The 14069-nt window shown below is 66.8% G+C and carries 11 protein-coding genes and 1 pseudogene; 7 read left to right on the forward strand and 5 right to left on the reverse strand.

Annotated elements, in window-relative coordinates:
- Positions 1-445 precede the first annotated feature (445 nt).
- The gene (typA, locus tag K7711_RS00005; protein WP_222963687.1) at positions 446-2347 is read right to left on the reverse strand and encodes a translational GTPase TypA; all 1902 of its coding nucleotides are present in this window, start codon (positions 2345-2347) and stop codon (positions 446-448) included.
- 187 nt (positions 2348-2534) lie between these two features.
- On the opposite strand from typA, the gene K7711_RS00010 reads away from it, so the two are divergent.
- Positions 2535-2828 (forward strand): 4a-hydroxytetrahydrobiopterin dehydratase, encoded by a 294-nt coding sequence (locus K7711_RS00010; protein ID WP_222963689.1) that lies wholly within the window; start codon positions 2535-2537, stop codon positions 2826-2828.
- An 8-nt stretch (positions 2829-2836) separates the two neighbouring features.
- Here the strand turns inward: K7711_RS00010 and K7711_RS00015 are convergent, their stop codons facing one another.
- On the reverse strand, positions 2837-4078 hold the full coding sequence (locus tag K7711_RS00015; protein ID WP_222963691.1) for a mannosyltransferase: 1242 nt from the start codon (positions 4076-4078) through the stop codon (positions 2837-2839).
- Positions 4079-4414: 336 nt separating this feature from the next.
- On the opposite strand from K7711_RS00015, the gene K7711_RS00020 reads away from it, so the two are divergent.
- Together K7711_RS00020 and K7711_RS00025 are read left to right on the forward strand one after the other, a co-directional pair.
- The gene (locus K7711_RS00020) at positions 4415-5293 is read left to right on the forward strand and encodes an Rv1157c family protein (protein WP_308014360.1); all 879 of its coding nucleotides are present in this window, start codon (positions 4415-4417) and stop codon (positions 5291-5293) included.
- 231 nt (positions 5294-5524) lie between these two features.
- On the forward strand, positions 5525-5839 hold the full coding sequence (locus tag K7711_RS00025) for a hypothetical protein (RefSeq protein ID WP_040827613.1): 315 nt from the start codon (positions 5525-5527) through the stop codon (positions 5837-5839).
- Position 5840: 1 nt separating this feature from the next.
- On the opposite strand, the gene K7711_RS00030 is transcribed toward K7711_RS00025, so the two are convergent.
- Positions 5841-6563 carry a DUF1906 domain-containing protein gene (locus tag K7711_RS00030; RefSeq protein WP_222963694.1) on the reverse strand — a complete coding sequence of 241 codons (723 nt, stop codon included), beginning with the start codon at positions 6561-6563 and terminating at the stop codon, positions 5841-5843.
- 232 nt (positions 6564-6795) lie between these two features.
- Complete coding sequence (locus K7711_RS00035) at positions 6796-7923, reverse strand: hypothetical protein (RefSeq protein ID WP_222963696.1); 1128 nt, start codon at positions 7921-7923, stop codon at positions 6796-6798.
- A gap of 1185 nt (positions 7924-9108) precedes the next feature.
- Here K7711_RS00035 and K7711_RS00040 point away from each other — a divergent pair.
- From K7711_RS00040 to K7711_RS00055, 4 genes and pseudogenes are all read left to right on the forward strand, one after another.
- Positions 9109-9759 carry an ABC transporter permease gene (locus tag K7711_RS00040; RefSeq protein WP_040827822.1) on the forward strand — a complete coding sequence of 217 codons (651 nt, stop codon included), beginning with the start codon at positions 9109-9111 and terminating at the stop codon, positions 9757-9759.
- Positions 9752-10933 (forward strand): annotated as a pseudogene (locus K7711_RS00045) (ABC transporter ATP-binding protein); the annotation flags it as partial. The gene K7711_RS00040 and the pseudogene K7711_RS00045, both read left to right, overlap by 8 nt.
- A gap of 514 nt (positions 10934-11447) precedes the next feature.
- Positions 11448-12197 carry an ABC transporter permease gene (locus tag K7711_RS00050; RefSeq protein WP_372460080.1) on the forward strand — a complete coding sequence of 250 codons (750 nt, stop codon included), beginning with the start codon at positions 11448-11450 and terminating at the stop codon, positions 12195-12197.
- Positions 12194-13168 carry a glycine betaine ABC transporter substrate-binding protein gene (locus K7711_RS00055; protein ID WP_308014361.1) on the forward strand — a complete coding sequence of 325 codons (975 nt, stop codon included), beginning with the start codon at positions 12194-12196 and terminating at the stop codon, positions 13166-13168. Before K7711_RS00050 ends, K7711_RS00055 begins: the two co-directional genes overlap by 4 nt.
- Before the next feature lie 19 nt (positions 13169-13187).
- Here the strand turns inward: K7711_RS00055 and K7711_RS00060 are convergent, their stop codons facing one another.
- Positions 13188-13853, reverse strand: coding sequence for a GNAT family N-acetyltransferase (locus K7711_RS00060; protein ID WP_308014362.1), 666 nt, complete (start codon positions 13851-13853; stop codon positions 13188-13190).
- Between the last annotated feature and the right edge of the window lie 216 nt (positions 13854-14069).

Below are 14069 nucleotides of genomic sequence, written 5' to 3' on the forward strand. Positions count from 1 at the left end.
AGGTCGGCGGAACTGGGTGACCCCGGGCTTCGCGTCTGCTGCTTCGGCATTGCATTCGATTGCCGCCGGTTCGCTCCGGTCAGTCCAGAATCGACCTGAGCCGCCGCCGAGGGGCGGCGTTCTCCGAGGTCGGTGGAACTGGGTGAACTCGGGCTTCGCGTTTCCTGCTTCGGCATCTCGTTCGATTGCCTCCGCTTCGCTGCGCCGGGGCCATGTGTTCCGGGGTGGGCGGAATCCATCGAGGTCGTGTTCGTCCCGGTTCACCGCGCGATCACTCTCCAAACTTCCGGACCACTGCACCGGCCCGGTCTCGGCGGCTCACTCGGGGAGAACGACATGTGCGGCCTCACCGAATGACACGGCTCTCGCCCTGCCTTGCCGCACGCACCGGAAGGTGCTGTGCGACAAGGCGTTCACGCTTCGTCACGACGAACGAGGAGTCCGGTTACGCGTTCTGCGCCGCCCGGTCGCGGGCCTTGCGGCGGGCGGCCTCGCGGCCACGCTCGGTGGCGCCGAGGATGACCTTGCGCACTCGCACGACCTGCGGGGTGACCTCGACGCACTCGTCGGCGGCGCAGAACTCCATCGCGCCCTCGAGGTCGAGCTGCAGCGGCTTGGCCAGGGTCTCGAATACATCGGCGGTGGCCGAACGCATGTTGGTCAGCTTCTTCTCGCGGGTGACGTTGATGTCCAGATCCTCCGCGCGCGGGTTGATCCCGACGACGTGACCCTCGTAGGTGTCCGCACCCGGCTCCACGAAGAACTGCCCGCGATCGGCGAGCTGGATCATGGCGAACGGGGTCACCGAACCGGCGCGGTCGGACACCAGCGAACCGGTGTGCCGGGCGCGAATCTCGCCGGCCCAGGGGGCGTATCCGTCGAACACGGCGTTGGCGATACCGGTGCCGCGGGTCTCGGTCAGGAAGTCGGTGCGGAAACCGATCAGGCCGCGCGAGGGAACGATGAACTCCATCCGCACCCACCCCGCGGAGTGGTTGCTCATCTGCACCATCTTGCCCTTGCGAGCGGCCAGCAGCTGCGTGATCGCACCCAGGTACTCGTCGGGGCAGTCGATGGTCAGCTCCTCGAACGGCTCGTGCACCTTGCCGTCGACCTGCTTGGTGACCACCTGCGGCTTACCGACGGTCAGCTCGAAACCCTCACGGCGCATCTGCTCGACCAGGATGGCCAGCGCCAGCTCGCCACGGCCCTGGACCTCCCACGCGTCGGGGCGGCCGATGTCCAGCACACGCAGCGAGACGTTGCCGACCAGCTCCTGGTCCAGCCGCGACTTCACCATGCGGGCGGTCAGCTTGTGGCCCTGCGTCCGGCCGACCAGCGGCGAGGTGTTGGTGCCGATGGTCACCGAGATGGCGGGCTCGTCGACGGTGATGCGCGGCAGCGCGACCGGATTGTCCATGTCGGCGAGAGTGTCGCCGATCATGATCTCCGGGATGCCCGCGATGGCGACGATGTCACCCGCCACGGCCTCCTCACCGGGTGTGCGCTCGACGCCGATCGTCTTCAGCAGTTCGGTGATCTTCACGGTCTTCACGCCGTCGCCGTGCATCCACGCGACGTTCTGGCCCTTGCGCAGGGTGCCGTTGTGAATGCGGACCAGGCCGATCCGGCCCAGGAACGGCGAGGCGTCCAGGTTGGTGACGTGCGCCTGCAGCGGCGCGGTCGGGTCACCCTTGGGCGCGGGCACGTACTTCATCAGGACCTCGAACAGCTCGTCGAGGTTCTCCGCATCGGGTGCGTTGCCGTTGTCGGGACGGCTGGTCGAGGCCTTGCCCTCGCGGCCCGAGGCGTAGAGCACGGGCAGATCAAGGGCCAGCTCAGCGGCCTCGGACGCCTCGTCGTCCAGATCGGAGGCCAGGTCCAGGAGCAGATCGTGACTCTCCTCGACAACCTCCTCGATGCGGGCGTCGGGCCGGTCGGTCTTGTTGACGACCAGGATCACCGGCAGCGACGCGGCAAGCGCCTTGCGCAGCACGAAACGGGTCTGCGGCAGCGGCCCCTCGGACGCGTCGACCAGCAGAACGACACCGTCGACCATGGACAGCCCGCGCTCGACCTCACCGCCGAAGTCGGCGTGGCCGGGGGTGTCGATGACGTTGATCACCGTGATGGTGCCGTCGGCGTTGTGCCGGTGCACCGCGGTGTTCTTCGCCAGGATCGTGATGCCCTTCTCACGTTCGAGGTCACCCGAGTCCATGACCCGGTCCACGAGCTCGGCGCGTTCGGCGAAGGCGCCGGACTGCCGCAGCATCGCGTCGACCAGCGTCGTCTTGCCGTGGTCGACGTGCGCCACGATGGCGACGTTGCGAAAGTCGACAGACGACACGTTGATTCCTCCTGCTGAAGATGGTGGTTGCCGGCCCGACCCTCGCCGTAGAGGATCCGTACAAGACAGGTGGAGACAACTCACCGGGCATGCGGCCGGCTACAGCGTACCGAAATCCGGCGAGGGCTCCCTCGTCGACCTGTTCGGATCGCCCCACAGGCCGTGCCGACAGGGGTACAACCGGGGTATGGGTACTGCACTGCTCACCGAGGAAGAACTGCGCACCGCACTCGCGGACCTGCCGGATTGGACTCGTACCGGCGACAGCATCGCCCGCACCGTCCAGGCGTCGTCGTTCCCGGCCGGGATCGATCTGGTCGGCCGGGTCGCCACCGCGGCCGAGGAGGCGAATCACCATCCCGACATCGATATCCGCTGGCGCAAGGTCACCTTCACGCTGTCCACACATTCCGCCGGTGGACTGACCGCGCTGGATTTCGCCCTGGCGAAACGAATCGACCAACTGGCACAACAGAATTGACGCCGCGCCTACGCGGTGGCGTAGGCCCCGAATCGCACCCGGAACCGATCGCGCCGGGTCCAGATCAGCCACGAATAGAACCCCAGCACTCCGATCACGTCCACCGCGCCGAGCCAGGACAACACCCCGGGCCGGGAGATCTTCCAGATCGTGGGCTGCGCGAACGACAGCACCCACGGCACCCCGATCAACGCGTTCACCAGCCAATATCCCGCTACCACACGGACGCCCACGGCCGTGCGCAACGGCCCGTACGTCAGCCACAGCAGCAGCGGCAGCAACCAGACCCAGTGATGCGACCAGGAGATCGGCGACACCATCAAGCCGAGCAACTGCACCACCAGCAGCGCGCCCAGCCGATCGTCCGACTCGAGCGCCCGCCACGCCAGTACCGCCAGCACCGCGACCACCACGACCCAAGCGATCCACCAGGGCCCGAACGGAATTCGATGTCCGGCCAGATGCCAGGGCGCGCCCGCGTCGTGTCCGAGGATGCGGCTCAACGCCCCGCGCAGCGACTGGTTCCACACCGAACCCACCGGACCGATCCGATTCGCATCCCCGACCAGCGGCCCGAAATAGGTTCGCGTCTCACCGGGCGAGATCGCGAAACTCAGCCCGATCGTCGCGGCGAACGCCACCGCCGAGGCCACCGCACTCGCCCAGCGTCGCTGGGTCAGGAAGTACAGGCCGGTGATCGCCGGAGTGAGTTTGACGCCCGCGGCCGCGCCGACCAGCAGTCCCGACCACCACCATCGCGCGGATCGCACCGCCAGCATCACCGCGAGCATCAGAAAGACGTTGACCTGGCCGTAATCGATGGTGGTGCGCACCGGTTCGAGCCACAGCCCCAGCGCGGTCCAGCCCAGTGCCGCAGTGTGCCAACGACTCTCGCGTGCCGCCTCACCCAGGATCAGGCCGAGGGCCAAGCGCACCACCGCGTACAGCGCCGCGACGATCAGCAGCAGCCACACCACGGCGATCACCGTGAACGGCAGGAAATGCAGCGGCCAGAACACCACCGCCGCGAAGGTCGGATAGGTGAACGGCAGCGGAAAATCCGGTGTCTTGTCCGCATAGGTGAAGTCGTAGAGGTGACCGCTGCCCAGCGAGGCCGCCCCGTACACGTACACGTGCAGGTCGACCAGGTTCATTCCGTTGGGCGAGACCAGCATCCACAACATTCGAGCCAGAACCGACAGACCCAGCACCGAGGCGGCGATCGGGCGGGCGCGAGGAGCGGTCCACATTTCTCCGAGTCCCGCGCTGCCGCTGGGCGCCGATCGGAGATCTCGGTTCACTGCGAACAACTTTCGGTCGGGTCGGCGGGCCGGGTCAAGACTAATCACACCGTTCCCCCGCTCCGCGAACCCGTGACACGCCCGGCACCATTTGCCACATCAATCCCATGAGCACCACTGGTCACACGATATATTCCGAGCATGTACCGAATAACTTGCCATTAGCTGAACGGAAGATCACAGCTGCGCTGTACAACACCCTGCTCACTCCCTAGAGTGGCACGGCGTACGCGATGCGCCCTCGCATCGCATTTTGACGTACCCGAGCTAAGGACGGCTACACCAGTGCTTCGCATCAGAGGAACGCGGTTCGCATTGTCGGTGCTGGCCCTTGCGGCCGGCGCGGCCCTCACCGCTTCGACCACCGCAATCGCGGCTCCGGCCGCGCAGACCCAGGCGAATGCCCCGCTGGTGCCCGAGGGCGTGCCGGTGGACGCGCTGGTCTCGCTGGCGCCCGCCATCATCGGCGCGGCTGCGGCACAGCAGATCTCCGGTCCGGCACAGCAGTCCATCCTGGGACAGGCGCAGCAGGCGCTGAACTCCTCGGGCCTGCCGCCGTCGGTCAAGACGACCCTCGGCGCGCTGATCGCGTTCCTCGACGGTAGCAACGGCGGCGGACCGGATATTCCCAAGAATGGGCCGACCATCGCCCAGTTCCTGTACCCGAGCATCGGCAAGGACTGCATCGGCGCCGGTTCGGATTCGGTCGGCACCGCACTGGCCGTGCCCGGTCCCGCCGAACTGCCGCCCCCGGGCCCCAAGGCCGGGCAGACCGGCTTCGTCTTCACCGCCCTGGGCACCAAAGGTCTTACGCCGCATCAGAACACACCGATGACGGTGCAGTGGATCAACCTCGACAGCGGTCGGGGCGGCACGCAGGCACTGACCGACGCCGCGCACATCAACCCCGGCGGCCCGGCCACCCTGTCCGCGATCGCCAACACCGGTTCGGGACGGGTCGTCGCGGTGGTCTCCGGTTCGCTGACCACGCAGCCCGCCGCCGACAAGGCGCCGATCACCTGCTCGTTCCTGCCGACCCTGGGCTTCTTCACCGTTCCCAACGTCGCGGCGGCGGCCGCACCGCAGGCCAAGACTCCCGCCAAGCGACCGCAGCAGGCCGTGCAGCCGCAGGCCAAGGCCCCGGCGGCCGCACCGCACGCATAACCGAATTCGAGCCCGCGAGACCGGAGCTCGAGACAACACATCGGACCGGAGTGTCGCCCTGTGCGACACTCCGGTTTTTTTGGTCTTGATACAGCGTAGAACCCCCGCGAATTGTGATAGACCCCATATATGTCGACTGTCGATCAGCTCGAACGGTCCGCATCACCCACCTCCGATTCCGCCCGCGCGAAATCGGCATCCGCCGTGAGCGGGCGCGCCGGGGGGTCCGTCATGTCCCGCCGGTCCTACAAATCGATTCTCTCCACGCGCTCACACCGATCGATTCTGTCGATCCGCTCCGAACGTTCCATCCTGTCCATCGGATCGGCCTATTCGGTGCTGTCCATCGGCAGCGTCGGATCGGTCCTGTCGGTCGGCTCGATCGGGTCGTTCTTCAGCCTGGGCTCGGTCCTGTCCGGCCTCTCACGCTGGTCACTGCTGGCCTGGACCGGCAACCGCGAAATCCCCGAGGCCCGCCCGACACTCCGCGTCGTCCCCGAAGAGCCCGACCTGTCCAAAGACCCCACCTGCCACTGCCAGACTTAACTCACCACTGGCCGTAGTTTGCGGTGAGGATGGTGTTCAGATCGACGCTGATGTTGTCGAGGGTGCATTTGTTGATCTGGAACTGGTGGAGGTTGGCGGCGGGGTGCACGAATCCCGCTGGGGTGCCCCAATCGTGTTGCCAGAAGTACGTTCCCAGTCCGGCGACGCGGGCGAGTTCGATGGTGGGGGCGTTGGCGTAGACGCCGAGGCGCTTCTTGCCGATCACCGATTGCCAACCGGTCAGGTAGGGGGCGATCAGCCGGACGAATTGGATCGGGGTCGGATTGTCGTCGATCGAGGCGTAGATCGGGGCCGAGTCCGGGCCCCCGGCGACGCCGTGCAGATGCAGACCACGGTCGGCGCACTGCTTGCCGGCCTCCTCGCCGCCGCGCCAATCCGCCGTGGGCCCCTTGCCGTACTGATAGTTCGAGACGACCGTGAGCCCGGCCGCGTGCAGCGCGTCGACCTCCCGGGCCTGCAACGGCTTGGCTGCCATCCATTCCGCGCCCGGCCGCCGCTCGGAGACGTAGCGGATCGCACCGGCATGGCCGGCCGAGCGGATGGATGCGGCCGAGGGGACTCCGCCCGCATAGTCGACCAACGTGCCGAGCTTGGCTTGCTCGGCCGAAGCGGGGGATGCGAATGCGCCCGCGGCGGCGGCCCCGACGGCCGTACCGGCGGCGTATCCGAGCAGGGTGCGGCGAGAGATCGGGACGGGACGCATCGACGACACTCCTTCGGCTCAGTGGAACTGCATACCTGCGTATCTGCCCTGTACTGCCCGTTGGAACCCGCCGACGCACTCGGCGCACCTTCCCCAATGACATCGTGAATGCCATCTGCGCGCCGAGCGCCTCGAACGTGAAGTAATTTCACCACACTCACATGAGAACCGCCATGCTCATAGGACACATCAACCTCATACGCACCAGAAATCCCCCCTGTCCCGGCAGAGGTCAGTCGGTTGCCGCGGTGATGCGGTCCGCGACATCGATGATGCGTATCGACGGATCGGCGAGTTCGGCGACCACGACCCGCGCCACCTGGGCCGCGACCTGCGCGCGGATACCACCGAGCACACCGAGCATCCGCGCCCGCCGGGTGCCGGCCTGCAGATCCACCCCGATGTCGCGCGCATCGGGCGGCACCGCGTCGATGACGACGAACAACGGATCCGCCGCCCGCGCGATCAGCAGCAGCGGGATCTCCACCTCCGCGCGATAACGATTGTTGCCCAGCACAGCGACCGTGATATCCAGCGTGACGGGGATGACCAGGTTGAATTGCACCGGATCCCCGGCTCTTCCGGACAGCCGCGGCACGCGCACGGTGCCCTTCACATCGACCGTGGCCGCCCGGCGCGGCCCGGTTCGCAGCGGACCGACCTGGATGATCCGCCCGGCCAGCCCCTCGACGACCTCGCGCACCCGGGCCGCGGTGACGATCCGCGGGAAGAATCTGCGCCCGAATTCGGTGTAGTCGATCCAGGTGAACTGCTCGAGCGCCCGATGTCGCGAACGAGTGCCGTTCATGATCGCCTCGACGTCGAAGACGCGGGCGCGGCGCGCGCCCGGATCGGTGAGCATCGCGTTGACCCGATTGGCGACCTCGCGCTGCACGAGCGTCGCGATCGGATCCATCAGCAGATCGATCGCATTTCCGACGGCCTCCGCACGCACCACGAAACTGACGTCGCGCCCGCGCACCCGCGGGATGTCGATGACGATCAGCAGCGGATCGGCGGTGCGCGCGTGCAGCGTCAGGTCGATCTCCACGACTGCTTCGAGGCGAAACTGCTTGCCGCCGAGGGTCACGGTGAGGTGCAGCGAAACGGGCAGCCCGACCTCGAAGGTCACATGTGGTCCGTTGCGCACGATCTGTGGTTTGCCGACACTTCCCTCGGCCACGAATCCCGCGAGCCCGGCGGGGCCGATCGAGAACGGACCGATGGATATCCCCCGCCCGGCCATTCCCGCGACCGCGGCCTCGATCCGCGTGGGCGTCACCGCGGCCGCGACGAAGCGTTCGCCGAACACTTCGTAATCGATCCAGGCAGGGGAGCTGTTCTGGCTGGACTGTCGCATGAGTTACCGAAACCTCGCTGTGCCGGATGGTGCGCCTGCCGATCCCAATCCCACGCCCGAGCGTACCGATCTCCGGCTTCCCCACGCGAATACGACGCAGTGATACGACACACGAAGTGATCAGCGGAAAGAAGTGATGCCCCCGGTGTGCAGGTCCCTGTCCTGCCGATGAGGGGGCAGCAGGACAGGGACCGCGTCGACGGCGCTGCCGGGCGCCGCCGGGTCCATAGTAAGGCTCGGCGCGCAGTGCGCCTCCCCCACCGGTTAGAAATACTCGCACGCCACAGGCGGTATTTCCCAAACGGCCGAGACCGACCTTACCCGCCTGATCGGCCCTGGCGTCACGAGATTTTTCTACCGCATCACACTTACTGCCCCCACCGATGGGGACAGCCTTCTCGCCGCGGCCGAACCGGAGGTGTGCGTGAGACCCGAATGCGCTGGTAGCGGCATAGATCACCGCGCCGAAACCGCATAGGTGAGCTCGTGACCGACCTCCGCGGATGTTCTTCCTCGCAGCAGATTCCCACCGACACTCGCCTGGAAAACCTGTCGCAACCCGAGTCCGAACGGCACGGGAAACCCCGCTCGACAACATCGCCGAATCTACGGCCGCGGACTCGACGAACACCGCGACCGCTCGTACCGCCCGCTCCCGGACATCTCTCGCAACCGGCACCACCCCCGAGTGCCACCCCCGATAACGAGTCCGGCAGCTGCCGGATCGGCCCCGGCCTTCGAATCCCGATCGCCCCCACACACCACGCATCCCGCGACGCCCCACCACGACTCCACACACCCGCATCCCCCTACCGACGGACTCACCCCACTGTCATTCGATAAGACGTTCGATCCAGCGGGACGGTTCCCTCGATCCGAAATTTCTTCGTGACACTTCACCCGCCTCGCCGACCCATACCTGCGCGGGCATTCCGACCACATGGCCACACCGGCTCGACGACGCCTTCGCGCGCGCTTATCCAGTTTCATCGCCCACCACACTCGTATGCTCGAAAGTGTCTCAGTTAGGCCAGTTTTCATTGCACTGTCCGGGAAATACCCGGCCACACTGGATATTTGGCCACGAGTTCGGCGAAAAAGCAGGCCGAAACGGCGAAAACGCGCATCTCCGGCAACCTCTCGGTACACTGTGCCGCGGACGTCGAGCCGCCGGAAGGAACCATCCTGGAAACTCTGTGGACGTATGTCGTCGACCACCGCACTCAACTACTGACGGATTCGTATCTGCACGTTTCCGCAGTGGTGCAGTCGGTTGTGATCGCGACCGTGGCGGCGGTGCTGGTCGGCATCGTCGTACATCGCAGTCCCTGGGGTTCGGCACTGGCCACCGCGGCGGCCAGCATCATCCTGACGGTCCCCTCATTCGCCCTGCTCGGCCTGCTCATCCCGGTACTCGGCCTGGGTGTACGCCCCACTATCACCGCGCTGGTGCTGTACGCGTTGCTGCCGATCCTGCGCAATACCATCGTCGGGCTCGCGGGCGTCGACCCTGCCGTGGCCGACGCCGCTCGCGGCGTGGGTATGAACCGGCTGCGGGTGCTGACCGGTATCGAACTCCCGCTGGCCTGGCCCGCGATTCTGGCGGGTATGCGGGTCAGCGCCATGATGTCGATGGGCATCCTGGCCATGGCCGCCTACGCGAAGGGTCCGGGCCTGGGCAACATCATCTTCTCCGGCCTCGCCCGTCTCGGCAGCCCGACCGCGGTGCCGATGGCATTGAGCGGCACGGTGCTGATCATCGTGCTGGCGCTCCTACTGGACGCCGTGCTCGCCCTCATCGGCCGCCTCACCACCCCCAGGGGAATCCGTGACTGAAACCGCAACCGCCGGATCCGATACCGCCGAACAGCGGCACGGCGCCGAGATCGTCCTCGACTCGGTGACCAAACACTATCCGGGACAACGGGATCCGGCCGTCGAGGAATTCTCGATCACCATTCCGGCCGGGGAGATCGTGGTCTTCGTCGGCCCCTCGGGCTGCGGTAAGACCACCACCATGCGGATGATCAACCGCCTGATCGAGCCGACCTCGGGCACGATCACCATCGACGGCCGAGATGTCTCGGGCATCAACGCGGATCGGCTGCGCCGTAGCGTCGGCTATTCGATCCAGCAGGCCGGGCTGTTCCCGCATCTGACCGTCGCCCGCAATATCGCGACGGTGCCGGGACTGCTCGGCTGGGATCGCAAACGGATCAGCGCCCGCGTCGACGAGATGCTCGAGCTGGTCGGCCTCGAACCCGGCACCTTCCGCCGCCGCTATCCGCGTCAGCTCTCCGGCGGGCAGCAGCAGCGCGTCGGCGTCGCCCGAGCGCTGGCCGCCGATCCGCCGGTATTGCTGATGGACGAGCCGTTCGGCGCGGTCGACCCGATCACCCGTGGCCTGTTGCAGGACGAGCTGCTGCGACTGCAGGCCGACCTGCACAAGACCATCGTCTTCGTCACCCACGACTTCAACGAAGCGGTCAAGCTGGGCGACCGAATCGCCGTGCTGGGCGATCGATCCCGCATCCTGCAGTACGACACCCCGGCCGCGATCCTGGCCGATCCGGCCGACGACACCGTCGCCGGATTCGTCGGTGCGGACGCCGCACTCAAACAGCTCACCCTCACTCGCGTCGCCGACGTCGACCTGGGCCAATGCCCTACCGCGCTGGAGTCCGACGCCCCGGACGCCCTGCGCGCCGCCCTGGCCGAACGCGAGTGGAAATGGGGTCTGATCCTGGACGCCCAGCGTCGCCCGCTGCGCTGGGTCTCGGCCGACCACCTGGCACACGCCGCCACCCTGCGCGAAGCGGGTCAACCGGTCGCCGGGACCGTCGTCCTGCGTGCCTCACTCCAGGAGGCGCTGGAAACCCTCCTCGCCGACAGCACCGCCCACGCCGTGGTCACCGGCCGTCGCGGCGAGTACACCGGTCTCATCGCCATCGACACGCTGGTCACCCACCTGTCCGCCATACGCGACGAACACTCCAGCGAGGCAACGGATTCCACGGCCGCGAAGACAGCCTCCGCAGACGCGGACGCGCAAGACGCCGCCGGGAACGCGGATGACAGCGAGACAGCCTCGGCCGACGCTGAAACCGACAGTGCGAGTGGCGATATCGCCGAGGCGTCCGACACCGGCACATCCGTGAGCAGCGAAGCGAACCCGTCGACCGGCGAAACATCCGCTGCACGTGCGGAATCCACTGACGATACGACCGCCGACGACCAGAGTGCGGCCGGTGGAACCATCGCATCAGGCGGCACGGATGTGGACGACGCCACGAGATCCGGCAAGGCCGAAGCCGAAACCGCCGGCGCGACTGCGAATATCGCCGAGGCGCCCGCCGCCGACCAGGCGACTTCCGAAGCAACCAGCACCGCGGACGACGCAGGCTCTGATCCGGATGCATCATCCCCGGACCGGCCGACCAGCGGCGAGGCGAAGCCATGAGCACCAATTCGATTCGCCACCGCGCGCTGCGGCCCGACCTCGGTGGGGGACGCGTATGAGCCCGGTGGATCAGCGTACCGAGCGGCGGGCCGATCTGGTTCGGCTGGCCGTGCAGCCGCTGCTGGCGATCGCGCTGGCCGCCGGAGTGCTGTTCTGGGCATTCCACCGCACACTCACCACGACTCAGCAGGCCAGTATCACCGGGGCGAACATCACCACCGTGGTGCGACAGCACGTGTTGATCACCATCACCGTGGTGGCGATCGTCGTGGTGATCGCGGTGCCGTTGGGCACATTGCTGACCAGACCCGGATATCGCAGGCTCGCACCGATTTTCGTCGGCATCTCCAATGTCGGCGCGGCCGCCCCGGCCATCGGATTGATCGTGCTGTACTACCTGCTCACCCAGAAGACGGGCTTCTGGGTCGGGGTCGCGCCGATCGCGTTCTATTCACTCCTTCCGGTGCTGCGCAATACGATTCTGGGCTATCAGCAGGTGGATCCGACGCTGGTCGACGCCGGACGCGGGCAGGGTATGTCGGCGGCAACGGTGTTGCGGCGCATCGAATTTCCGCTGGCCGTCCCGTACATTCTGGCGGGCCTGCGGACCTCGCTGGTGCTGGCCGTGGGCACCGCCACGCTGTCCTTCCTGGTCAGCGCCGGTGGTCTGGGCATCCTGATCGACACCGGATACAAGTTGCGCGACAACGTGACACTGTGGGTGGGCGCACTGCTCGTGGTCGCGCTGGCGCTCGTGGTCGACTGGGTCGGTGCGCTCGCCGAACAATTCCTCGGACCTCGGGGGCTGCGGTGAAACGCGCACTGCTGGCCACACTTTCGGCCGTCCTGTGTCTGCTCCCGATATCGGGATGCGGACTCGAATCCGGCGGTTCGGTGCCGCTGGAGGTCGGGCCGGGCAGCATCACCCCCGTACCGGAACTGAAGGGCGTGCCGATCACGGTGGGCTCCAAGGACTTCACCGAACAACTCGTCCTGGGCTACATCCTGGAATTCGCCCTCAGCGCGGCCGGGGCGCAGGTGCGCGACCTGACCGACATCACCGGCTCCAACAGTCTGCGCGACGCCCAGTTGCACGGCCAGGTCGACATCGCCTACGACTACACCGGCACCGGCTGGATCAACTACCTCGGCAACGAGAACCCGATTCCCGACTCCGGCCGGCAATTTCAGGCCGTGCGCGACGAAGATCTGTCGAAGAACGGCATGGTGTGGGCGGATCTCGCGCCGATGAACAACACCTACGCCATGGTGGTCAACGGCGCGGGTGCGGAGAAGACCGGCGCGAAGACATTGTCGGACTACGCGCGCCTGATCAACACCGATTCGAGTATCGGCCCGACCTGCCTGGGCACCGAATTCAGTGTGCGCCCGGACGGTTACCCGGGTATGGCCGCGAAATACGGCATCGATGTCGGCAAGGTGCACAAGCAGCTCATGCAGGACGCACTGGTCTATCCCGCGACCGCGAACAACACCTGCGAGTTCGGCTCGGTCGACACCACCGACGGCCGCATCAAGGCGCTGAACCTGCATCTACTCGACGACGATCTCGGCTTCTTCCCGAAATACAATGCGGCACTGGTGATGCGGAAGTCCTTCACCGACGCGCATCCACAGGTGGCGAAGGTGCTCGCGCCGATCTCCCGGCTGCTGACCAACGAGACCATCACCGAACTCAACGGCCAGGTCGACCTGCACGGTCGGGAACCGGCCGTGGTCGCCCGGGACTGGATGGTCTCGCAGGGGTTCATCACGGCCCGATGATCCTCTCGGGCCACGGCGATCAGGCGTTGAGCAGCTGTGGTCCGCCGTCGAGTTCACGCCCGATGGTGGCGCGCACGGCAGGCCATTCCTCGTCGAGGATGGAGTAGAAGGCGGTGCTGCGAATCTCGCCGTCGAAGCCTCGCGAATGCGCGCGACGGATCCCGTCGCTGGTCGCACCCAATCGCTCGATCGCCACGCGAGAGCGCATATTTCGCATATCCGCCCGCATGGCGATCCGGCGTACCCGCCACACCTCGAAAGCGTGTGTCAGCATCAGCAGCTTGGACTCCAGGTTGATCCCGGCCCCACGCGCCTGCGGCGAGAGCCAGGTATTGCCGATCTCGGCCGCGTCGGGTATCGCCAGCAGCGGATCGCCCGAGGGCTGCCCGTGCGCGACCGGCCACACCATCGGCCCCTGCCAGTAGTCGAAACGGGTGAATCTGGTCGATCCCAGCACCCGATCATCCGCGGCGGAGACGATCGCGAACGCCAGCCCGGTACCGGCGGCGTGCGCGGCCACGGCCTGCGCGACATAGTCGGCGGCCTCCTCGACTCCGTGCGGGACGGGTGTGTACGCATACGCGTCGCGATCCCCGGTTCCCGCTGCGGCGAGCCCCAGGACATGGTGTGGCGTAAGCGGTTCCAGTCGCACGAGACGACCGGTGAGAGCAACGAGTGCAGGCACGTTTCCCTCATTCTTTAGGAACGGTCTCCGGCACACGTCGGACCGGTACCGCCGCGCCGGCCAGAACGCTCCGGATCGACGAACCAGCCCTGGCGCGCCAGCAGCAGCATCGGATAGTGAGGTGAACGATAACGGAACATCGATCGACCGAATCGCAGGCTGAGCGTAAATTCGCGCCGCTGCTCGCGTGTCGTCCGGCGGGTCACAAAACCCCTG

The sequence above is a fragment of the Nocardia coffeae genome (genome assembly GCF_019890715.1).
GTDB lineage: Bacteria > Actinomycetota > Actinomycetes > Mycobacteriales > Mycobacteriaceae > Nocardia > Nocardia jiangxiensis.